This is a genomic window from Cupriavidus sp. GA3-3, assembly GCF_000389805.1.
GTDB classification, from domain to species: Bacteria; Pseudomonadota; Gammaproteobacteria; order Burkholderiales; family Burkholderiaceae; genus Cupriavidus; species Cupriavidus necator_D.
The window spans coordinates 206,484-227,886 of the sequence record NZ_KB944461.1 but is presented as its reverse complement, the minus strand read 5'-3'; the positions used below and the strand labels follow the sequence as shown (position 1 = coordinate 227,886).

Annotated in this window: 20 protein-coding genes and 1 tRNA gene; 10 read left to right on the top strand and 11 right to left on the bottom strand. The window is 67.5% G+C overall.

Annotated elements, in window-relative coordinates; all coding sequences use genetic code 11:
- Positions 1-41 precede the first annotated feature (41 nt).
- The 3 genes from C265_RS03755 to C265_RS03745 are packed head-to-tail and all read right to left on the bottom strand — an operon-like array spanning position 42 to position 2,531.
- Positions 42-527 carry a hypothetical protein gene (locus tag C265_RS03755; protein ID WP_010814935.1) on the bottom strand — a complete coding sequence of 162 codons (486 nt, stop codon included), beginning with the start codon at positions 525-527 and terminating at the stop codon, positions 42-44.
- Entirely contained in the window at positions 524-958 is a 435-nt protein-coding gene (locus tag C265_RS03750) for a DNA polymerase III subunit chi (protein ID WP_010814936.1), read from the bottom strand. Before C265_RS03750 ends, C265_RS03755 begins: the two co-directional genes overlap by 4 nt.
- A 34-nt stretch (positions 959-992) precedes the next feature.
- Complete coding sequence (locus C265_RS03745; RefSeq protein ID WP_010814937.1) at positions 993-2,531, bottom strand: leucyl aminopeptidase; 1,539 nt, start codon at positions 2,529-2,531, stop codon at positions 993-995.
- A gap of 187 nt (positions 2,532-2,718) precedes the next feature.
- Here C265_RS03745 and lptF point away from each other — a divergent pair, with 187 nt between their 5' ends.
- The 3 genes from lptF to C265_RS03730 are packed head-to-tail and all read left to right on the top strand — an operon-like array spanning position 2,719 to position 5,415.
- Entirely contained in the window at positions 2,719-3,846 is a 1,128-nt protein-coding gene (gene lptF / locus C265_RS03740; RefSeq protein WP_010814938.1) for an LPS export ABC transporter permease LptF, read from the top strand.
- On the top strand, positions 3,843-5,009 hold the full coding sequence (lptG, locus tag C265_RS03735; RefSeq protein WP_010814939.1) for an LPS export ABC transporter permease LptG: 1,167 nt from the start codon (positions 3,843-3,845) through the stop codon (positions 5,007-5,009). Before lptF ends, lptG begins: the two co-directional genes overlap by 4 nt.
- A 13-nt stretch (positions 5,010-5,022) precedes the next feature.
- Complete coding sequence (locus C265_RS03730) at positions 5,023-5,415, top strand: sirohydrochlorin chelatase (protein ID WP_010814940.1); 393 nt, start codon at positions 5,023-5,025, stop codon at positions 5,413-5,415.
- 81 nt (positions 5,416-5,496) lie between these two features.
- Here the strand turns inward: C265_RS03730 and cobA are convergent, their stop codons facing one another.
- Genes cobA through C265_RS03695 form a run of 7 tightly spaced genes read right to left on the bottom strand, consistent with a single transcriptional unit; the run spans position 5,497 to position 12,517 of the window.
- A complete protein-coding gene (gene cobA / locus C265_RS03725; protein WP_010814941.1) occupies positions 5,497-6,297 on the bottom strand; it encodes a uroporphyrinogen-III C-methyltransferase in 801 nt (266 codons plus the stop codon).
- A gap of 27 nt (positions 6,298-6,324) precedes the next feature.
- The gene (locus C265_RS03720) at positions 6,325-7,629 is read right to left on the bottom strand and encodes a sulfate adenylyltransferase subunit 1 (RefSeq protein WP_010814942.1); all 1,305 of its coding nucleotides are present in this window, start codon (positions 7,627-7,629) and stop codon (positions 6,325-6,327) included.
- A 25-nt stretch (positions 7,630-7,654) separates the two neighbouring features.
- Positions 7,655-8,620: a sulfate adenylyltransferase subunit CysD gene (cysD, locus tag C265_RS03715; RefSeq protein WP_010814943.1), complete on the bottom strand. Its 966-nt coding sequence runs from the start codon at positions 8,618-8,620 to the stop codon at positions 7,655-7,657.
- Positions 8,621-8,631: 11 nt separating this feature from the next.
- Entirely contained in the window at positions 8,632-9,435 is an 804-nt protein-coding gene (locus tag C265_RS03710) for a phosphoadenylyl-sulfate reductase (protein ID WP_010814944.1), read from the bottom strand.
- Complete coding sequence (locus C265_RS03705; protein WP_010814945.1) at positions 9,432-10,016, bottom strand: DUF934 domain-containing protein; 585 nt, start codon at positions 10,014-10,016, stop codon at positions 9,432-9,434. Before C265_RS03705 ends, C265_RS03710 begins: the two co-directional genes overlap by 4 nt.
- A 16-nt stretch (positions 10,017-10,032) precedes the next feature.
- Positions 10,033-11,715, bottom strand: a complete 1,683-nt coding sequence (locus C265_RS03700; RefSeq protein WP_010814946.1) for a nitrite/sulfite reductase — start codon at positions 11,713-11,715, stop codon at positions 10,033-10,035.
- 28 nt (positions 11,716-11,743) lie between these two features.
- Complete coding sequence (locus tag C265_RS03695; protein ID WP_010814947.1) at positions 11,744-12,517, bottom strand: sulfite exporter TauE/SafE family protein; 774 nt, start codon at positions 12,515-12,517, stop codon at positions 11,744-11,746.
- A gap of 166 nt (positions 12,518-12,683) precedes the next feature.
- On the opposite strand from C265_RS03695, the gene C265_RS03690 reads away from it, so the two are divergent.
- From C265_RS03690 to C265_RS03675, 4 genes are all read left to right on the top strand, one after another.
- Entirely contained in the window at positions 12,684-13,625 is a 942-nt protein-coding gene (locus C265_RS03690; RefSeq protein WP_010814948.1) for a CysB family HTH-type transcriptional regulator, read from the top strand.
- A gap of 84 nt (positions 13,626-13,709) precedes the next feature.
- On the top strand, positions 13,710-14,873 hold the full coding sequence (locus tag C265_RS03685; protein ID WP_010814949.1) for a class I SAM-dependent methyltransferase: 1,164 nt from the start codon (positions 13,710-13,712) through the stop codon (positions 14,871-14,873).
- 94 nt (positions 14,874-14,967) lie between these two features.
- On the top strand, positions 14,968-16,125 hold the full coding sequence (locus C265_RS03680; RefSeq protein ID WP_037023635.1) for an ABC transporter substrate-binding protein: 1,158 nt from the start codon (positions 14,968-14,970) through the stop codon (positions 16,123-16,125).
- The gene (locus C265_RS03675) at positions 16,109-17,035 is read left to right on the top strand and encodes an NAD(P)-dependent oxidoreductase (protein ID WP_255266274.1); all 927 of its coding nucleotides are present in this window, start codon (positions 16,109-16,111) and stop codon (positions 17,033-17,035) included. The genes C265_RS03680 and C265_RS03675 overlap by 17 nt, the downstream gene beginning before the upstream one ends.
- A 22-nt stretch (positions 17,036-17,057) precedes the next feature.
- On the opposite strand, the gene C265_RS03670 is transcribed toward C265_RS03675, so the two are convergent.
- Positions 17,058-17,978, bottom strand: a complete 921-nt coding sequence (locus tag C265_RS03670) for an alpha/beta hydrolase (RefSeq protein ID WP_010814952.1) — start codon at positions 17,976-17,978, stop codon at positions 17,058-17,060.
- Positions 17,979-18,127: 149 nt separating this feature from the next.
- Here C265_RS03670 and C265_RS03665 point away from each other — a divergent pair.
- The 3 genes from C265_RS03665 (at position 18,128) to aspT (ending at position 21,324) form a co-directional block, all read left to right on the top strand.
- A tRNA-Leu gene (locus C265_RS03665) sits at positions 18,128-18,212 on the top strand.
- A 194-nt stretch (positions 18,213-18,406) separates the two neighbouring features.
- On the top strand, positions 18,407-19,150 hold the full coding sequence (locus tag C265_RS03660; RefSeq protein WP_010814953.1) for a M48 family metallopeptidase: 744 nt from the start codon (positions 18,407-18,409) through the stop codon (positions 19,148-19,150).
- A gap of 488 nt (positions 19,151-19,638) precedes the next feature.
- Positions 19,639-21,324 carry an aspartate-alanine antiporter gene (aspT, locus tag C265_RS03655; protein WP_010814954.1) on the top strand — a complete coding sequence of 562 codons (1,686 nt, stop codon included), beginning with the start codon at positions 19,639-19,641 and terminating at the stop codon, positions 21,322-21,324.
- Positions 21,325-21,403: the final 79 nt, after the last annotated feature.

The following is a 21,403-nucleotide window of genomic DNA, read 5'->3' as shown; positions in this document are numbered from 1 at the left end:
CTGTCGAGACCCGCCGGTCCGCTCCAGCCCTTCAGCCGCCGTTAATCCTCCCCCGGCGTCTTCTCGATCTCCTCCAGCGTCGCATCCAGCCATTCCACCAGCCGCGCCTCCAGCGACTGGGTCAGCTCGCTGGCCAGTTGCGCCGTCAGCGGCGCCAGGCGCGACTGCAGCGTGGCTTCGGTATGGGCCGCCACGACCTGCGGCCATTCGGTGCGGAAGCGCATCATCACGCGCGTCAGCAACTCGGTGCGCACGGCGCGCAGGTCGTCCTCGCCCGGGGCGCCGCTATCTGCCGGCATCGCCGATGCCGGCGCGGCGCCTTCGTCCGCCACGGCGTCGCCGGTATCGCCGACATGCATGACCAGGCCCGAATCGGCCATGCCGAAGGTATCGATCACGCCCTCCTGCGCAGCGGCAGCCGGCGCTGCTGTCCCTGCGTCCGGCAGTTCGAACACCTCGGTCAGCAGCGGGATGCTGTCATTCGGATCGAGCCGCGGGATCACCCGCGAGGTGGTGCGTTCGCTCATGCGGCGTCTCCCTTGGGCTGGCCGATGTCGTGGTGCGTCAGCGGATAGCCGCGTTCGCGGTAGAAACGGTAGCGCTGGCGGCCGGCTTCGCGCGCGGCATCGCCCGCGCCCACTACCTCGATCAGCCGTTCGAAGCTGGCAAACTGCGCCGGGGCCTGGTCTGCCAGGTTGATCAGCAGCTGGTGGTGCGGCACGCCTTCGGTGGTGGCGGCCAGCAGGATCGGCGTGACCGCCGCATTGGGGCTTTCCAGCCCGCAATGGGGCAGGAAATCCAGCGCGGAGAAGGTCCACAGGCGCGCATCCAGGTCCGCCAGCTGCGCCGGCGCCCCGTGGATCACCACCTTCTGCCCGGCGCCGTAGGCCTTGCGGACCAGCCGGCAGACATAGCCGAGCACGTCCGGCACGTTGCTGTGGAAATCGATGCGCGTCATGGACCCTTGCTGCCTCTGTTGCCTGCCGCCGCCATCAGGCCGCGCGGTCCATCAGGAACTGCGCCAGCAGCGGCACCGGGCGGCCGGTGGCCCCCTTGGCCGCGCCGCTCTTCCAGGCGGTGCCGGCGATGTCCAGGTGGGCCCAGTCGTATTTCTCGGTAAAGCGCGAGAGGAAGCACGCCGCCGTCACGCTGCCGGCCGGGCGGCCGCCGATATTGCCCATGTCGGCAAAGTTGGACTTGAGCTGGTCCTGGTACTCGTCGTCCAGCGGCATGCGCCAGGCGGTGTCCATGGCGCGGCGGCCGGCCTGCAGCAGGGCATCGGCAAGCGCGTCGGAGCGCGCGTACAGGCCGCTGTTGATGTGGCCGAGCGCGATGATGCAGGCGCCCGTCAGCGTGGCCACGTCGATCACCGCGGTCGGCTTGAAGCGCTCCACATAGGTCAGCGCGTCGCACAGGATCAGGCGGCCTTCGGCGTCGGTGTTCAGGATCTCGATGGTCTGGCCGGACATGCTGGTGACCACGTCGCCCGGCTTGGTGGCGATGCCGCTGGGCATGTTCTCGCAGGTCGGCACCACGGCGATGACGTTGAGCTTCAGGCCCATCTCGGCCACGGCCTGGATCGTGCCCAGCACCGAGGCGGCGCCGCACATGTCGTACTTCATCTCGTCCATGCCCTCGCCCGGCTTGAGCGAGATGCCGCCGGTATCGAAGGTGATGCCCTTGCCCACCAGCACCACCGGGGCCTGCTTGGCGCCGGCGCCGTCGTAGCGCAGCACGATGAACTGCGGCGGCTCTTCGCTGCCCTTGGTCACGGCCAGGAAGGCCCCCATGTTCAGGGCCTCGATCTGCTTGCGGCCCAGCACCTCGGCCTTGAGCTTGTGGCGCTTGGCAATGCCGCGGGCGGTATTGGCCAGGTGGGTCGGCGTGCAGATATTGGACGGCAGGTTGCCCAGGTCGCGCGTCAGCTCCATGCCGTTGGCGATGGCGGTGCCGCGCACCACGGCCTGGGTGGCGGCGCGGGCATCGCCGGTGTCGACCGCGATCACGACCTTGCGCAGCGAGGACTTGTCGTTGCCGTTGGGCTTGCCGTTGGCATTGGCGCGCTTCAGGCCCGGATGGCGCTCCAGCAGCCGATAGCCGGCTTCGCGCACCAGCGTGATGGTGGTGATCACCGCCCAGGCGACATCGCGCTGCTGCGGCGCCTGTTGCGCCAGGCACCACAGGGCCGAGGCCGCACGCGTGGACGACAAGGCACGCACGGCGGTGCGGACCGCGTCGGCAAAGGCCTTGTCGCTGAAATCGGCTTCCTTGCCCAGGCCCACCAGCAGCACGCGCGCGGCGCCCACGCCGGCCACCTCATGCAGCATCAGCTGGGTGCCGCGCTTGCCTTCGAAGTCGCCCTGCTTGACCAGCCGCCCCACCAGGCCCTTGGTGGCCACGTCCAGTGCCTTGGCTACTCCGGCCAGGTTCTGGCCTTCGAACAGGCCGACCACCAGGCAGTCGGTCTTGGTCGCCAGGAAACCATTTTGGCCGGCTTTGCTCCAATCCAAGGCTTTTGTGCTAAATTCCATCGCGCTTCCTTCCAGGGGCTCGTTAGACACGAAAGCCTCCATTATCCGCGATTTTTATCCCGCGACCTGCCGCCGCTGATACGCCCCGGTCACGCTGACAGCATGCTGTGCTGCCAGCCAGCTGTTCTGCCAGGCACCTCGCACGGCACATCGCCCGCTCCGGCCGGCAGCCCGGAACCGAACCCGCATGATCCTTCAACAAGCCCTGCGACGCGAGCTTGCCTACACCGCCGGGGCGGTGTTCCTGGTGATGCTGACCTTCATGCTCACCTCGCTCGTGATCCGCATCCTGGGAATGGCTGCCAGCGGCAAGGCCAGTCCCAACGACGTGCTGATGCTGATCGGCCTGGCCACCATCGGCTACCTGTCGATCCTGCTGTCGGCCACGCTCTTCATCTCCACCCTGATCGTGCTGACGCGCTGGTACAAGGATTCGGAGATGGTGGTGTGGTTCTCGGCGGGCATCTCGCTGCGCGAACTGGTCAAGCCGGTGCTGCAGTTTGCGGCACCCTTCATCGTGCTGGCGCTGCTGCTGGGCATGTTCGCCTGGCCCTGGGCCAACCAGCAGAGCGCGCTGTTCCGCGACCGCTTCGAGCAGCGCGGCGTGATGTCGATGATCGCCGCCGGGCGCTTTATCGAGCCCGCCAAGGCCAACTATGTGCTGTTCATCGAGGGCATCGACGCCGACATGAAGCATGCGCGCAATGTCTTCGTCGCCAACTCCGAGGCCGACAAGATCGGCGTGGCGCTGGCGCACCAGGGCAAGTTCGAGACCATGCCCAACGGCGACCGCCTGGTGGTGATGGAAAACGGCCGCCGCTACTCGGGCACGCCCGGCCAGATCGACTACCGCATCGTCGAGTTCGAACGCTACGCGGTCAAGGTGGACAACAAGGCTCCCGAGTCCGAAGCCAAGCTGCCACCCAAGAGCCGCGACACCATCGAGCTGATCCGCAACCCCACGCGCGAAAACCTGGGCGAGCTGATCTGGCGCATCTCGCTGCCGATCCTGGCCTTCAACTTCGTCATGATCGCAATCCCGCTGGCCTACGTTAACCCGCGCCTGGGCCGCTACACGCCGCTGGTGTTCGCGGTGCTGATCTACCTGACCTACAGCAACCTGATCAACCTGACGCAGTCCTGGGTGCGCTCGGGCGCGATCCCGTTCTGGCTGGCGTGGTGGCCGATCCACCTGGCGGTGTTCCTGGGGGCGCTGCTGCTGTTCCGCTACCGCCAGAACCGCAGCCTGGGCGGGTGGCGCGCCGTGTTCGGCCTGCGCAGGCGTGATGCCGCGGCCACCGGAGGCCGGGCATGAGGATCCTGCGCGTCTATGAACGCTACTTCGGCCGGCTGATCTATGGCGTGTTCGCCTTCATCCTGTTCGCGGTGCTGTCGCTGTTCGTGTTCTTCGACATGCTCAACGAGCTGGAGAACGTCAACAACCAGTACACCTCGCTGGTCGCGCTGTTCCACGTCCTGCTGCAGGCACCCACGCGGGTGTATGAGGTGCTGCCGATCGCGGTGCTGATCAGCGCGATCTATGTGTTCTCGCAGCTGGCCAGCCAGTCCGAGTACACCATCTTCCGCGTGGCCGGCCTGAACACGCGCCAGGCGCTGTTCTCGCTGTTCAAGCTGGCGGTGCCGCTGGCCATCGTGACCTTTATCTTCGGCGAGTTCATCGCCCCCCGCGCCGAGCAGTACGCGCAGAAGATCAAGCTCGAGGCGATCGGCGCAACCGTGTCGTCGGGCTTCCGTTCCGGCGTCTGGGTCAAGGACCGCGACAAGGATGCCGCCACCGGCGGCGGCGAGATCACCCGCTTCGTCAACGTGGCGGGGTTGCGGCCGGACCAGACCATCACCGGCATCACCATGTATGAGTTCGACCCGCAATACCGCCTGCGCATGATCCGCGTGGCGCAGGAGGGGCGCTACCAGGGTGGCCAGTTGTGGGAGCTGCAGGGCGTCAACGAGACCCGCTTCATCGAACTGGCGCCCCCGGCCCAGGGCGCGAAGCCGGCACGCGATTCGCTGGCCCCGGATTTCCGCGCCGAGCAAGTCAAGTTCCCGCGCGTGACCATGCATTCCGAGCTGACGCCGCAAATCCTGTCAGTGCTGCTGGTGACGCCTGAGCGGATGTCGACGCTGGACCTGTTCCGCTATATCCGCCACCTGCGCGACAACAAGCAGGACACGCAGCGCTATGAGATCGCCTTCTGGAAGAAGGTGATCTACCCGCTGACGCTGTTCGTGATGATGGCGCTGGCCCTGCCCTTCGCCTACCTGCACGCCCGTGCCGGCGCCGTCGGCGTGAAAGTGTTCGGGGGCATCATGCTGGGGTTGTCGTTCCACTTGTCGAACACGCTGTTCTCGCACGTCGGCCTGCTGCATACCTGGCCGCCGATCATCTCGGCACTGGTGCCAGGTACGCTCTACCTGATGGTGGCGCTGCTGGCGCTGCGCTGGGTGGACCGGCACTGAGGGGCGGGCTGCCATGACCGCACCCACCCGGGCCCTGGTCCTGTTTGCGCATGGCGCGCGCGACGCGCGCTGGCGCGAGCCGTTCGACCGCCTGCAGCAGAAGGTGGCCGCTGCCCTGCCCGGGTGCGAGGTGCGGCTGGCGTTCCTGGAGCTGATGACGCCCGCTCTGCCCGACGCGCTCGCCGACCTGGCAGCGCGCGGCGTGTCCGACGCCACCGTGGTGCCGGTGTTCCTGGGCCAGGGCGGCCACCTGCGGCGCGACCTGCCAGCCTTGCTCGACCAATGCCGGCAAGCGCATCCCGGGCTGCGCATCCATTGCGCGACGGCGGCAGGCGAGGCCGATGCGGTGCTGGATGCAATGGCCGCATACTGCGTTGCCTCAATGCCCGCAAGCGGCCAGCCCTGAGCAGAAATGTGGTCCCCGATGAAAAAAGCCCTGTGCCGGCATGCCGGTACAGGGCATTTTTTCTAGTGGCGCGCAGCGCGCTCAGGCAGCGCGCGGCGTCTGCACGACGGTTTCACCCACGCCTTCGCGCGGCGTTTCGGTAGCCCGCGCAGCCAGCGCCGCCCCGATCATCAGCAGGCTCGGCTGCACCGGATCGATCCAGGCAGCGGCCTCGCCTGCTGCCATTCGGCCCAGCGTGAATTCACGGCTACGCTGCCGCGGCGTGCTGGCGGCTTCCACCACCCACGCCGGCGTCGACGCCGGCTTGCCATGCGCGATCAGCTGCGCGGCAATCGACGCCGCCTGGTCGCGGCCCATGTAGTAGACCAGCGTATCGGCCTTGACCGCCGCTTCGATATCGGCCGAGCCCTCGCCATCCGCAGCCTTCGCCTGCGTGGCAAACGCCACGCTGCGCGACACACCGCGCTTGGTCAGCGGCTTGCCGATCGCCGAAGCAGCCGCCAGCGCCGCAGTGATTCCCGGCACCACTTCATACTCGATGCCAGCGGCTTCCAGCGCCTGCAGTTCCTCGTCGGCACGGCCGAACAGCATCGGGTCGCCGCCCTTCAGGCGCACCACGCGCTCGTACTTGCCGGCCAGGTCGACGATCTGGCGGTTGATGAACAGCTGCGCGGTGGAGCGCTGCCCGCAGCGCTTGCCCACCTCGACCAGCTCGGCCTGCGGACACCAGGCCAGCATCTCCGGCGCTACCAGTGCATCATGCAGCACCACCTGGGCTTCGCCCAAAAGCCGTGCACCGCGCACCGTAATGAGGTCTGCCGCACCGGGGCCTGCCCCGATGAGGAACACCTTGCCGTAAGTCTTCTGCGCCTGCTTGTCCATCTGCTGCCCCTTTCCTGCCGTTACCGATCAGGAGAACGCACGGATCATGCCTGCGGCCACCGTGTGGTTGGTCGCTTCGTCGATCAGCACGAAGGCGCCCGTTGCCGGGTTGTCGCCGTAGGCATCGCACACGATCGGCTTCTGCAGCGAGATCTGCACCGAACCGATGTCGTTCAGGCGGATATCGTGGCGACCGGTCTCGTGCGACAGCGTATGCACGTCCAGCACGCGGTCCACCGCCGACACGCGCGCGAACACGCTGGCCGTGGTGTGCTTGAGCACGTACTTGCGCGCCGGGTTCAGCGATTCGTCGTCGAACCAGCACAGGTCGGCCTGCAGCTTCTTTGCCGAAGCCGTGGTCGCATCGGCGGCAACGAACATATCACCGCGTGATACATCGACGTCCTCGGCCAGGCGCACCGTGACGGTATCGCCGACGTTGGCCGATTCAGCGGCACCATTGGGCGTCAGCACTTCAGCCACCACGGCTTCGCGGTTGGCCGGCAGCACGCGCAGCTTCTGGCCCACGCGCACGGTGCCGGCTTCGATGCGGCCGGCATAGCCGCGGAAGTCGTCCGACTGCGAACCGTCCTGGCGGATCACCAGCTGCACCGGGAAGCGCAGCGCGGCGTCATCCTCGGGTGCGGCCTCTTCCACCGGCAGTTCTTCCAGCAGCGGCAGCAGCGGCTCGCCCTGGTACCAGGCCATGGCATCGCTCTCATGCACGATGTTGTCGCCGCGCAGCGCCGACACCGGCACGTAGCGCACGTCCTTGAGGCCCAGCTGCTCGGCCAGTTCGGTGTAGGCGGTGCGGATCTCGTTGAAGCGCTGTTCGCTGTAGTCGACCAGGTCCATCTTGTTGACGGCAACGATCACGTGCCGGATCTCCAGCAGCTTCAGGATCGCCGAGTGGCGCTTGGTCTGCGCCAGCAGCTCGGCACGGCCGTCGGTGACGGTGACGCGGGTGGCATCGACCAGCACGATGGCCGCGTCCGCGGTCGAGGCGCCGGTGACCATGTTGCGGGTGTACTGCTCGTGGCCCGGGGTATCCGCGATGATGAACTTGCGGCGCGCGGTCGAGAAGTAGCGGTAGGCCACGTCGATGGTGATGCCCTGCTCGCGCTCGGCCTCGAGGCCGTCGGTCAGCAGCGAGAAGTCGATCTGCTCGCCGGCGGTGCGCTTGTTCTTGGCGTTGGCCAGCGCGGTCAGCTGGTCCGACAGCACGGCCTTGCTGTCGTACAGCAGGCGGCCGATCAGCGTGCTCTTGCCGTCGTCGACGGAGCCGGCGGTGATGAAGCGCAGCAGGCCTTGATGGGTTGCTTGGTGAGTCATGTCTGGATCCTTTGCTGCGTGCGGCTTAGAAGTAGCCTTCCTTCTTGCGGCGTTCCATCGAGGCTTCGCTCGTCTGGTCGTCCATGCGGGTGGCGCCGCGCTCGGTGATCTCGGTCACCGCGGTCTCGGCGATGATCGCTTCCGGCGAATCGGCAACGCTGGCCACCGGGCAGGTGCAGCTGATGTCGCCGACGGTACGGAAGCGCACCGACAACACTTCGCTGACGTCGCCGTCCTGCTTGGGCGTGATCGGCGTGACCGGCACCAGCAGGCCGTTCTTGCGCACCACTTCGCGCTGGTGCGAATAGTAGATCGGCGGCAGCGCCAGCTTCTCGCGGGCGATGTACTGCCACACGTCCAGCTCGGTCCAGTTCGAGATCGGGAACACGCGCATCTGCTCGCCCTGCGCCATGCGTGCGTTGTACAGGCTCCACAGCTCGGGGCGCTGGGCCTTGGGGTCCCACTGGCCGAACTCGTCGCGGAACGAGAAGATGCGCTCCTTGGCGCGGGCCTTCTCTTCGTCGCGGCGGGCGCCGCCCATCAGCGCGTCGAACTGATGCTCGCCGATGGTTTCCAGCAGCGTCACGGCCTGGGCCGCGTTGCGCGAATCGGTTTCCTTGCGCAGGCGCACGGTGCCCCGCTTGATCGAGTCCTCGACATGGCCCACCACCAGGCGCGCGCCCAGCTCAGCCACGCGCTGGTCGCGGAAGGCGATCACTTCCGGATAGTTGTGGCCGGTGTCGATATGCACCAGCGGGAACGGCAGCTCGATCTTGCGCTCGCCCAGGCGGAAGGCCTTCAGCGCCAGGTGCAGCATCACGATCGAGTCCTTGCCGCCCGAGAACAGCAGCGCCGGGTTGCGGCACTCGGCCACCACCTCGCGGATGATGTAGATCGACTCGGCTTCGAGGCGGTCGAGGTGATCGTTCTGTACTTGCAACAGGTGCGCCACGCTGCTGGTGGCTTCTGCGATGTCGTTCATGATGCCCATTTTGTCCGGCCTCAATGCTTGATGTTCTGTTCGTGAAGCCCGCACTCTTTCGAGTCCTTGCTCTCCCACCACCAACGTCCCGCGCGCACATCCTCGCCCGCGCGCACGGCACGCGTACACGGCTCGCAGCCGATGCTGGGATAGCCCTTGGCGTGCAGGTCATTGATCGGCACGTTGTGGCGCTTCAGGTAAGCCCACACCTCCGGCTCGCTCCAGTCCGCCAGCGGGTTGAACTTGGGGATGCCGCGGGCTTCGTCCTGTTCCTCGAACGGCAGCTCGGCGCGCGTGACCGCCTGCTCGCGGCGCTGGCCGGTCAGCCAGGCGTCGGCGTGCGAGAGCGCGCGGTTGAGCGGCTCGACCTTGCGGATGCCGCAGCATTCCTTGCGCAGCTCGACGCTGTCGTAGAAGGCGTTGAGCCCGTGCTTCTTCAGGTAGTTCTCGACGGCCTCGGCGTCCGGCGTGAACTGCTCGATGCTGTAGCCGTAGTGCGCCTGCACCTTGTCCAGCACCGCCAGCGTCTCGGCGTGCAGGCGCCCGGTCTGCAGCGTGAACACGCGGATGCCGGCGCGCACGGCTTCGGTGCCGCGCAGGATGGCGTCGGTCAGCACCATGTCCTCGGCCGCCAGGCTCGAGGCAAAGCGCGCGCGGAAGAAGCGGCCGGCGATGCCCGCCAGGCGCTCGCCCAGCTCGCGTTCCTTCTGCGCCAGCGCTTCGATGCTGCCGGTGTATTCCGGCGCAACCCACAGCGCGGGCGGACGCAGCGCCGACACCGCTCCGGCATCGACCACCGCGATTTCGCTCAGCACCGTGTTCATGCCGTTTCCTTCGACTGCACGGCACCACCTTCGGTGCGCGCACGGCGGAACAGCGGCAGCGGCTCATCCACCGAAGCCTGGTAGGTCACGGTGAACTCGGTGAAGCCCTTGATGGCGTCCTCGATGTTCTTGTCGGCGCGCACCGCGAAGGCATCGAAGCCGCAGCGCTTCATGAAGTTGAGCTGGTCGCGCAGCACGTCGCCGATGGCGCGCAGCTGGCCCTTCCAGTGGTAGCGGGTGCGCAGCAGGTAGGCCGTGGAAAAGCCGCGGCCGTCGCGGAACACCGGGAAGTCCACCGCCACCAGCGCCACGCGCGCGAAATACGCCTCGGCATCGCCCGGCTCGTCTTCCGGGGCCAGCCACACGCCGGTGCGGGCCGCGTCGCGGCCGGCCAGCAGCGCTTCGTTGGCCTTGAACACCGACAGCGGGAACAGCACCGCGTCCTGGCTTTGCACGGCCGCTGCGATCTGCTCGTCGGTCAGCGGCTGCTCGGCGGTGCCGCGCAGCACGGTCCAGCCGTCATCGACGATGACGGGGGCGACGGTAGCGCCATCCTGTTGCAGTTGAATGATCTTTGCCATGTTCAGTCTCCGGTCCTCAGGCTTCAGCGCGCTCGCGCGGCTGCTTGTCGGCATAAACGCGCTCCTTGAACGGGGCGATGCCGATGCGGGACAGGGTTTCGATAAAGCGTTCGTCCTCGATGCGGTTGGCAACGAAGGTGTCGATGATGCGGGTCACCACCTCGGGCATTTCCTCGGCGCTGAACGACGGGCCGATCACCTTGCCCAGCGCGGTCTGGTTGCCCTGGGCGCCGCCCAGCGTGACCTGGTACCACTCCGAACCGTCCTTGTCGACGCCCAGCACGCCGATATTGCCGACGTGGTGGTGGCCGCAGGCGTTGATGCAGCCCGAGATGTTCAGCGAGATCTCGCCCAGGTCATAGACGTAGTCGAGGTCGTCGAAGCGGTCCTGGATCGCCTGCGCGATGGGGATCGACTTGGCGTTGGCCAGCGAGCAGAAATCGCCGCCCGGGCAGGCGATGATGTCGGTCAGCAGGCCGATGTTCGGGGTAGCCAGGCCGGCCTTCCTGGCCAGTTGCCAGAGCGCGTACAGGTCCTGCTTCTTCACGTCCGGCAGGATCAGGTTCTGCTCGTGCGCGACGCGCAGCTCGCCGAAGCCGAACTGGTCAGCCAGGTCGGCCACGGCTTCGATCTGCGCGTCGGTGGCGTCCCCCGGGGGCGAGGCCACGCCCGGCTTGGTCGACAGCGTCACCGCGGCGTAGCCCGGCACCTTGTGGCCGTGCACGTTGCGACTGACCCAGCGCGCAAAGGCCTTGTCTTCCAGCAGGTGGTTCTCGTACGAAGCATCGGTGTCGGCCAGCTTTTCATAGGCGGGCGGCGTGAAATACTGCGCCACGCGGTCGAACTCGGCCTGCGTCAGCGTGGCCGGGCCGTCCTTGCTGTGCTGCCACTCTTCCTCGACTTCCTGCGCGAACTTCTCTGCGCCGATGGCCTTCACCAGGATCTTGATGCGCGCCTTGTACTTGTTGTCGCGGCGGCCATAGCGGTTGTACACGCGGATGGCCGACTCGACGTAGGACAGCATGTGCTGCCACGGCAGGTCGTCCTTGATGATCGTGCCCAGGATCGGCGTGCGGCCCAGGCCGCCGCCGGCCAGGATGCGCAGGCGCGTTTCGCCTTCGGCGTTCTTGTAGGCGTAGATGCCGATATCGTGCATCTGCACCACGGCGCGGTCATTGGCCGAGGCCGAGATGGCGATCTTGAACTTGCGCGGCAGGAAGGCGAACTCCGGCTGGAAGGTGCTCCACTGGCGCAGCAGCTCGGCCAGCACGCGCGGGTCCACCGACTCGTCCGGCGCGACGCCGGCGAAGTGGTCGGTGGTGATGTTGCGCACGCAGTTGCCCGAGGTCTGGATGGCGTGCATCTCGACGCTGGCCAGCTCGGCCAGCACGTCGGGCACGCGCTCCAGCTCCATCCAGTTGTACTGGATGTTCTGGCGCGTGGAGAAGTGGCCATAGCCGCGGTCGTACTCGCGCGCGATATGGCCCAGCTTGCGCATCTGCTTCGACGACAGCAGGCCGTACGGAATCGCCACGCGCAGCATGTAGGCATGGCGCTGCATGTACAGGCCGTTCTGCAGGCGCAGCGGCAGGAATTCTTCCTCGGTCAGCTCGTCGGACAGGCGGCGGCGCACCTGGTCACGGAACTGGGCGACGCGCTCGGCGACGATGCGCTGGTCATATTGGTCGTACTGATACATGGCGGGGTCCGTTCAGTATTCGTTGAATTCAGGAAACGAGCTTGATGGCGACCAGCGTCAGCGTGGTCGCCAGTGCGGCACGCACCAGCCGTTCGGGCAGCGCCCGCGACAGTTGCGCGCCCAGCCAGATGCCGGGGATCGAACCCACCAGCAGCGCCAGCAGCAAATTCCAGTCGACCGTGCCGAGCCACACATGGCCCAGCCCGGCAAGCGCCGTCAGCGGGACGGCGTAGGCAATGTCGGTGCCGGCCACTTCAGCCGGCTTCATATGGGGATACAGCAGCAGGATCAGCGTGGCGCCAACCGCGCCGGCGCCGATCGACGACACCGTCACCAGCACGCCGATCACGGCGCCGACCACGATGGTGGCAATGACCTGGGCGCGGCCGTGCAGCTGGAAGCGCGGATTGCGTTCCAGCCAGGCCAGCATCTGCTTGCGGAACAGCAGCGACAATACGGTCAGCAGCACCGACACGCCGATGGTCAGGCGGATCGCGTGCAGCCACTGGGCGTTGAGCTCGCCGGCGCTCTTCAGCACCAGGATGGCGGCCACAGCCGCCGGCAGGCTGCCGATGCACAGGCGCCGCACCACCTGCCACTGCACATGGCCGTGGGCACGGTGCGCGATGGTGCCGAAGCCCTTGGTGATGGCGGCGAAGGCCAGGTCGGTGCCAACCGCGGTAGCCGGCGAAAAGCCGAACAGCAACGTCAGCAGCGGCGTCATCAACGAGCCCCCACCCACCCCGGTCAGACCGACGAGGACGCCTACAAACAGACCGGAAACCGTATAGGCAACAGACATGGGGGACTCGGTGGGAACCTGGCCCGTGGGTCTCGCATCACAAAGTGGCTGCTGCGAGAGGACGCACTGAGGGCTGGCCATTAATTAACAAAGTTCGAGAATCGTAATAAACTGGCCTCATACCTCAAACTAATAAGAAGTTGTTTGTTTATACGAACCCAGATATATGAACCTGCACCAGTTTCGCTTCGTGCGTGAGGCCGTCCGGCAGAACTACAACCTGACTGAGGCCGCCAAAGCGCTCTACACGTCACAACCCGGCGTGTCCAAGGCCATCATCGAGCTGGAAGAAGAGCTGGGCGTTGATATCTTTACCCGCCACGGCAAGCGCATCCGCAGCCTGACCGAGCCCGGCCGCCGCATCCTGAGCTCGGTCGAGAAGATCCTGCAGGAGGTGGAAAGCCTGAAGCGCGTCGGTATGGACTATGCGGCACAGGATCAGGGCAACTTCACCATCGCCACCACCCACACCCAGGCGCGCTACGCCCTGCCGCGGGTGATCAGCGAGTTCACCAAGCGCTACCCCAAGGTGCGGCTGTCGATCCAGCAGGGCAACCCGGCGCAGATCGCCGACATGCTGCTGCACGACCAGGCCGATATCGGCATCGCGACCGAAGGCATCTCCGCCGACAAGAACCTCGTGTCGCTGCCGGGCTACCAGTGGACCCATATGGTGATTACGCCACCCGAGCATCCGCTGCTGGACAAGAAGCACCTGGCGCTGGAAGACCTGATGGGCTACCCGCTGATCACCTACGATGCCAACTTTGCCGGCCGGACCAAGATCGACAAGGCCTTCGCGCTGCGCCACCTGGAGCCGGACATCGTGCTGGAGGCCATCGACGCGGACGTGATCAAGACGTACGTGGAGATCGGGCTGGGCGTGGGCATCGTCGCCGGCGTCGCCTATGATGCCGAGCGTGACCGCAACCTGCGCGGCATTTCGGCCGGCCACCTGTTTGGCAGCAACGTGACGCACCTGGCCGTCAAGCAGGGTGCCTACCTGCGCAGCTTTGTCTACACCTTCATCGAGCTGTTCTCGCCGACGCTCAACCGCAAGCTGGTTGAGCAGGCCATGTCCGGCGAACACGAAGCCTACGAACTCTGAGGACGGCCCGCCGCCTCTCCCTATATAAGAAGCAAACCCAACCATGCATCTGCTGCCCATCACGCCCTGCCGGCCGGAGGCCCTGTGAGCGACCTGCCCCGCATTCACTGGACCGAGGACGGCATCGAGCGCAGCGCCGCCTGGCGCTCTGAAGCCGGCCTGCCGCCGCCGCGCCGCGTGATCATCGCCGACGACACCACCAGCGCCGACACCGCCTACCGCCTGGCCTGCGAGGGCACCGCGCTGCTGTGGCGCGGCGACTTCCAGAACGCGCGCCAGCTGCTGCACGCGCTGGCCCGCCGCACCGAGCGCAAGCCCAAGAAGGCCAGCCGCCCCGGCCAGAAAGCCAGGGACAAGGCCAAGGGCGGGGCCGCTTCGCCAATCGAGGCCTTCAACCTGCACCGGCTGGCCCAGTCGCAGCGCGCCCGCACGCTGGGCATGCTGCTGCTGCCGTTCGAGGCCAGCCACGAGGTGCCGCTGCGCCGCGCGCCGGATGTGCGCGACGCCTGCGAACAGGTCTACGGCCCGGCCAGCGAGCCCTACGTGGCGTCGATGCGCGAGTTGCTGGGCATGATCGGCGCCTATGAATGGCGCAAGAAGGGCGTGGAGATCCCGGCGCTGGAAGACCGCATCCACCCCTGGTACGGCGTGTTCTCGCCGGTGCGCGGCGAGTATGTCGACCTGGTCGCGACCGAGCCGCTGCCGGCCAAGACCCTCGCCTTCGATATCGGCACCGGCACCGGCGTGCTGGCCGCGGTGCTGGCCCGCCGCGGCGTGCAGCGCGTGGTCGCCACTGACCAGGACCCGCGCGCGCTGGCCTGCGCGCGCGAGAACATCGCGCAGCTTGGCTACGCCGGGGAGGTCGAAATCGTGCAGGCCGACCTGTTCCCCGAAGGCCGGGCGCCGCTGGTGGTGTGCAACCCGCCCTGGGTGCCGGCCCGGCCCAGCTCGCCGGTCGAGCGCGCGGTCTACGACCCTGACAGCGCCATGCTGCGCGGCTTCCTGCAGGGGCTGGCCGAGCATCTGGCGCCGGGCGGCGAAGGCTGGCTGCTGCTGTCGGACCTGGCCGAGCATCTCGGCCTGCGCCCGCGCGAGGAACTGATGGGCTGGATCGACGCCGCCGGGCTGAAGGTGCTGGGCCGTTCCGATATCCGCCCGCGCCACCCGCGCGCGACGGATGCTGCCGACCCGCTGCACGCGGCGCGTTCCGCCGAGGTGACCACGCTCTGGCGCCTGGGCGTGCGCTGACCGGCACGGCCGCGGCGGGGCGCAGGCGTGCCCCGGCGGCCGAGTTCGGCTATCCTTCCCGTCACATATAAGAACGGAGGAGACCATGCTGACAATGCCCCTGCGCCCCCTGCTGCTGGCCGGCGCCCTGCTCTTCACCAGCGCCGCCGCGCATGCCGACATCCGTGTCGGCATCGATGTGTCCACCACCGGTCCGGCGGCCTCGATCGGCATCCCCTCCAAGAACACCGTGTTGATGTGGCCCCAGACCCTGGGCGGCCAGAAGGCGCACTACGTCATCCTTGACGACGGCACCGACCCGGCCGCGGCGGTGCGCAACGTGCGCAAGCTGATCTCCGAGGAAAAGGTCGACGTGATCGTCGGCCCCAACATCACCCCTACCGCCATCGCCGCGCTCGACGCCGTGGCCGAGGGCGAAACCCCGATGGTGGCACTGGCCGCCTCGGCCTCCATCGTCGAGCCGCAGACCGACGCCAAGCGCCGCTGGGCCTTCAAGATGCCGCAGAACGACTCGCACATGGCGACCGTGCTGACCGAGTACATGAGCAACCACGGCGTCAGGACCGTCGGCTTTATCGGCTTTGCCGACGCCTACGGCGAGAGCTGGTGGCGCGAGTTCTCGAAGCTGGCCGAGGTGCGCAAGATCAAGGTGGTCGCCAACGAGCGCTTCTCGCGCAACGACACCTCGGTGACCGGGCAGGTGCTCAAGCTGATGGCGGCAAACCCGGACGCGATCCTGATCGCCGGCGCCGGCACGCCGTCCGTACTGCCGCAGAAGACGCTGGGCGAGCGCGGCTACAAGGGCAAGGTCTACCAGACCCACGGCATCGCCACCTGGGACTTCCTGCGCATGGGCGGCAAGGATGTGGAAGGCACGCTGTTCCCGACCGGGCCGGTGGTGGTCGCGCGCCAGCTGCCCGAGAGCCACCCGGTGCGCAAGGTGGCGCTGGACTTCGTCAACCGCTACGAAAGCAAGTACGGCGCCGACAGCGTCACGCAGTTTGCCGGCGACGCCTGGGGCGCGTGGATGCTGCTGGACGACGCCGCCCGCCGCGCGCTGAAGACCGGCGCCCAGCCCGGCACGCGCGACTTCCGCGCCGCCATGCGCGACGCGCTGGAAGCCACCACCAACCTCACCATCCCCAACGGCGTGATGAACCTGAACCCGAAGGACCACCAGGGCTTCGACCAGCGTTCGCGCGTGATGGGGGTGATCCGCAACGGCAAGTTCGCCTATGCGGGCGATAAGTAGCCCGCCGCATCAAGAAAGGAAGCATGGCATGAGCACCACTCTCACCCCCACCACCGTCGCCTTCATCGGCCTGGGCGCCATGGGCTCGCACATGGTCCGCCACCTGCTGGCCGCCGGCCACACCGTGCGCGCCTTCGTGCGTCGCCCGGAAGCGGCCGAGGCCGCGCGCGCGCTGGGGGCGGAGCCCTTCTTCACTCCGGCTGAAGCGGCGCGCGGCGCCAGCGTCGTCTTCACCAACGTGACCTCGTCCGAAGACGTGCGCGAAGTGCTGTTGGGCGAGCAGGGCGTGATCCACGGCGCCGCGCCGGGCACCATCTGCGTGGACCACAGCACCATCTCGCCGATCGTCACGCGCGAGATCGCCGCGGCGCTGGCCGCGCGCGGCATCGAGGCGCTGGACTGCCCGGTCTCGGGCGGCACCATGGGCGCCGAGGCGGGCACGCTGACCATCATGGTCGGCGGCAAGCCCGAGATGCTCGAGCGCGTACGCCCGCTGCTGCAGCAGCTGGGCAAGACCATCACCCATATCGGCGACCACGGCGCGGGCCAGGTTGCCAAGCTGTGCAACCAGATCGCGCAGGTGGTCAATATCGAAGGCATTGCCGAGGCCATGCGTTTTGCCGCCGCGCAGAACGTCGACACCGGCCGCGTGTTCGAAGCCATGGCGACCGGCATGGCCGGCAGCCGCATGCTCGACCTGATGGGCCCCAAGATGGTGGCGCGCAACTTCGCCGCCGGCATCGAGGCGCGGCTGCACGACAAGGACTTCGGGCTGGCGCGCGATATCGCCGAAGAAATCGGCCTGGACCTGCCCGCGATGCAGGCCACCTCGGCGCAGCTGCGCACGCTGATGGCCAACGGCTGGGGCAAGGACGACACCTCGTCGCTGCTGCGCGTGCTGGAGGGCTGACGCCCTCGCGCCCGGTGCGCGCTCAGCGCTCCATCAGCCGCAGCACCGCGCGCGTCAGGGCACCGTCCGGGCTGGCAAAGCCCTCCAGCACGTTGAAGTGATGGCAGTCCGGCAGCACCAGGTCGCTTGCGGCCGGATGCGCCACCTTGGCCGGCCACGCCGCGCGGATCAGCGCGTGCTGGCGGTGGTATTCGGCGGCCTCGAGTTCCCCCACCGCGATCGCCAGCGGGGCACCGCTGGCCGGTGGCATGTACGCGGGCGACAGCCGCGCGACATCGTCTTCCGAGAACCGCAGGTCGCGCTGCAGGAAGGCAGCGCGCCGCAGCGGCTCCATGTCGTACAGCCCGCTGACCGAGAGCCCGCCCTTGACCAGGTCGGCCGGCAGCTCCGCGCCCAGCTGCGGCCAGCGCGCGGCCATCAGCATCGCCACCAGGTGGCCGCCGACGGAATGCCCGGCCAGGAAGAGCTTGTCCGGATCATGGCCCAGCCGGTCCGCCTGCCGGTACAGCCAGGCGACGCTGCGCAACACCTGCCGCACGATCTCCGGCACCGTCACCGCAGGCACCAGCGTGTAGTTCACCACCGCCACCGACACCCCCAGCGCCGGCAGCGCGCTGGCAACAAAGCTGTGGTCGTGCTTGTCCAGCGCCCGGTAGTAGCCGCCGTGCACGAAGACCAGCAGCGGCGGCAGCGCCCCGTTGGCCCGCTGCGCGGGGAAGTAGTCCAGCGTCTCGTCCTGCGCATGGCGCGAGTCCTCGCCGGCATAGCTCAGGTCCGCCAGATAAGCGCCGCGTGCGCGCACCCCGGCGGACCACTGCGCCCAGCGCGCCATATGCACGGCGTTGTCCGGCACATTGGCGCGGTTGTTGTATTCCCGGTCATAGAAGCCGGGGTCCTGCGAAGGCAGGCTGGCGAGGCGCGCCAGCGAAGCTTGGTCGGTCATGGCAGTCGGGGGTGGTCGGGACGATGGGCGAGTGAGAGGCTGGGCGCCATGCTACCGGATTTGCGCAGCCGCGCACTGGTTGTCCGACGACGGGATTTCCGGCATAATTCCCGGCTCAGCACGGTGCCGGTTCCGGCGCCATACACCCTGCCCGGGTGGTGAAACAGGTAGACGCAGGGGACTCAAAATCCCCCGCCGCAAGGCGTGTCGGTTCGAGTCCGACCCCGGGCACCATCGGCTTCTTCCCGACTAGTTCCCAGCATTGCCTCCGTGGTGCCATCTCGGCCGCGGGTCGGCGCACGCCTCCTGGCCTCGGACGTGCCCCGCCAGCCACTTTGCCTGAGCGCCTGTCGGACGGCGCCCACTGGCGCGCCCTCGCCCGGCTACCTATCCTATGGCATTGCCAACCCCCTTTCCCGGAGCGAACCATGAAGCGACTCGCCCTTTCCGCCCTCGCCTGTTCCGCGCTGCTGGCCGGCTGTGCCGGCGCCAATATGGAAAGCCTGACGCAGGCCGGCGGCAGCCTCTTTACCGCCGCGACGCTGTCGGACAGCAACGTCAAGATGCTGTCCGACCAGTCCTGCGCGGAAATGGACCAGAAGAACACCATCGCACCGGCGGACAGCACCTACGCCAAGCGCCTGGCCAATGTGATGAGCGGGCTGGGCAACACCGGGCTGCCACTCAATGCCAAGGTGTATGTGACCAAGGACGTCAATGCCTGGGCCATGGCCAACGGTTGCGTGCGGGTCTACAGCGGCCTGATGGACTTGCTCAGCGACGATGAAGTGCGTGGCGTGGTGGGCCATGAAATCGGCCATGTGTCGCTGGGCCATACCAAGGCCGCGATGCAGGTGGCCTACACCACGGCTGCGGCGCGCGGGCTGCTGGGGTCGACTGGCGTGGCTTCGCTGACGGCGCTATCGTCGTCGCAGATCGGCGCGCTCGCCGAGCAGTTCGTCAATGCGCAGTTCTCGCAGCGGCAGGAAACCGCGGCCGACGACTATTCGTTCGACCTGCTGACCAAAAACGGCGCCAACCGCCAGGCCCTGGCATCGGCGTTCCGCAAGATGTCGACCCTCGATGGCGGACAGTCGAGCATGCTCAGCTCGCACCCGGGATCGCTGGAGCGCGCCAAGCATATCGAAGCCCGCCTGGCCGGCGGGCGCTGACAGCGGCGCATTTGCCCTTGCCGCCGCACCCGTTCGGGTGAGGCGGCACCTCCCTCCCGACTGCCCCGCTTCACTTCCCTCGCGCACCGCTCCCGACATCGTTTCCACACTCGCGCGGCCATGCCCGCGGCGCGTTGACTGCGCTTAATTCGCCGACAAAAGCTTTCACTACGCTGGCCGGAAACCGGCGGAGATAATGCCTCACGCTGCATTAACGCGGTTGATGCGGTCGCGCCACTGCATGCGCGATCCGCGGCGCCAACGCTGCACCTGCCAGCTGCGGTGTGCGCGCCGCCACCGTGATTGCCGTGATCGCCATGATCACCTTCATGCCCGAACGACACGCCCCCGCGCCATGGACATGCCCCGCCTCCGCTCGCCCCGCACCCGCAGTCCTGCGCTGCCCCGTCCTGCCCTGAATTTCCCCCACCCCCGCAATCCGATGCAACGACTCACCCAACCCGCATCACTCGCTTCAGGAGCCTTCGATGGAATGGTTGCATGAGATTTTCCAGAAGTCGCCCGAATCGGCGCTGTTCCTTGCGCTGTCGGTCGGCTACGCCATCGGCAAGATCACCTTCGGGCGCTTCCAGCTAGGCGGCGTGGCTGGCTCGCTGCTCGCCGCGGTGGTGATCAGCCAGGTCGGCGTCGAGATCGACAACGGCGTCAAGGCCGTGATGTTCGCGGTGTTCATCTACGCGGTGGGCTATGAAAGCGGTCCGCAGTTCTTCAACTCGCTGAACCGCAGCTCGCTGCGCGAGATCGCCATGGCGGTGTTCATGGCGGTGTGCGGCCTGGTCACGGTGGTGGTGCTGGCCAGGCTGTTCCACCTCGACAAGGGCCTGGCCGCTGGCCTGGCCGCCGGCGGCATGACCCAGTCGGCGATCATCGGCACTGCGGGTGATGCCATCACCAAGCTGGGCTTGCCGCCCGACCAGGTCAAGACGCTGCAGGCCAATGTGGCGATCGGCTATGCCGTGACCTATGTGTTCGGCTCGCTGGGCGCGATCATCGTGTGCGTGAATATCCTGCCGCGCTTCATGAAGTCGGACCTGAAGACCGACGCCAAGAAGATCGAAGCCCAGCTCAGCGGCGGCCTGCCGCAGTACGGGCCGGGCCAGCGCGGCGCCCTGCCGCGCCTGGTGGGCCGGATCTTCCGCGTGACGGGTGCGGCCGGCAAGACCGTGTCGCAGATCGAGATCGGCGGCGAGGACCTGGTCACCGTGGAAAAGGTGCAGCGTGGCGGCAAGCCGCTGGACGTCAAGCAGGACCTGGTGCTGCAGGCCGACGACCTGGTGCTGCTGGTGGGCCGGCGCGATGCCATGGTGCCGACTGCCGCGCAAATCGGCGAGGAAGTGGCCGATGCCGAGGGCATGGGCGTGGTGATGCAGTCGCGCAACCTGGTGTTCACGGCCAAGGGCATGAACAACATGACCGTGGCCGAGATCGTCGACACGGTCGGCCGCGACGTGCGCCACGGCGTGTACATCGAGCGTATCGAGCGCTTCGACCATCCGCTGCCACTGCTGCCGGACCTCAAGCTGCAGCACGGCGACATCATCACGCTCTACGGCACCCCCGCCGACACCAAGCGTGCCGCCGAGATCGCCGGCTATGAGCTGGTGCCCAGCGAGAAGACGGACTTCGTCTACTTCGGCGCCGGCGTGCTGGTGGGCCTGCTGATCGGCCTGCTGGTGTGGCGCGTGGGTGCGATCCCGCTGACGCTCGGCGCCGGCGGCGGCGCGCTGCTGTCGGGCCTGGTGTTTGGCTGGGCGCGGTCCAAGCACAAGATGTACGGAGCGATGCCGACCGCGGCCTGCCAGCTGCTGAAGGACTTCGGCCTGGCCGCGTTCGTGGCCATCGTCGGCATCAACTCCGGCCTGCAGGCGGTGACCACGCTGCGCCAGAGCGGCCTGACCATCTTCCTGCTGGGCGCGGTGGTGACGCTGCTGCCGCTGTTCCTGACCATGCTGTTCGGCCGCTACGTGCTGAAGTACGACAACGCCGCCGTGCTGGCTGGCGCGCTGTCAGGCTCGCGCAGCGCCAACCCGGCCTTCGGCGGCATCCTGGACAAGGCCGAAAGCCCGGTGCCGACGGTGCCGTTCGCCATCACCTATGCCCTGGCCAACGTGCTGCTGACGCTGCTGGGACCACTGGTGGTCGGGCTCGTCTAGCGCGCGTTTCCTTCGATATCCCTCCTGCTGCGCGGGCATTCCCTCTCCACCGGCCCGCCAGCCCTACCGACAAGCGTCC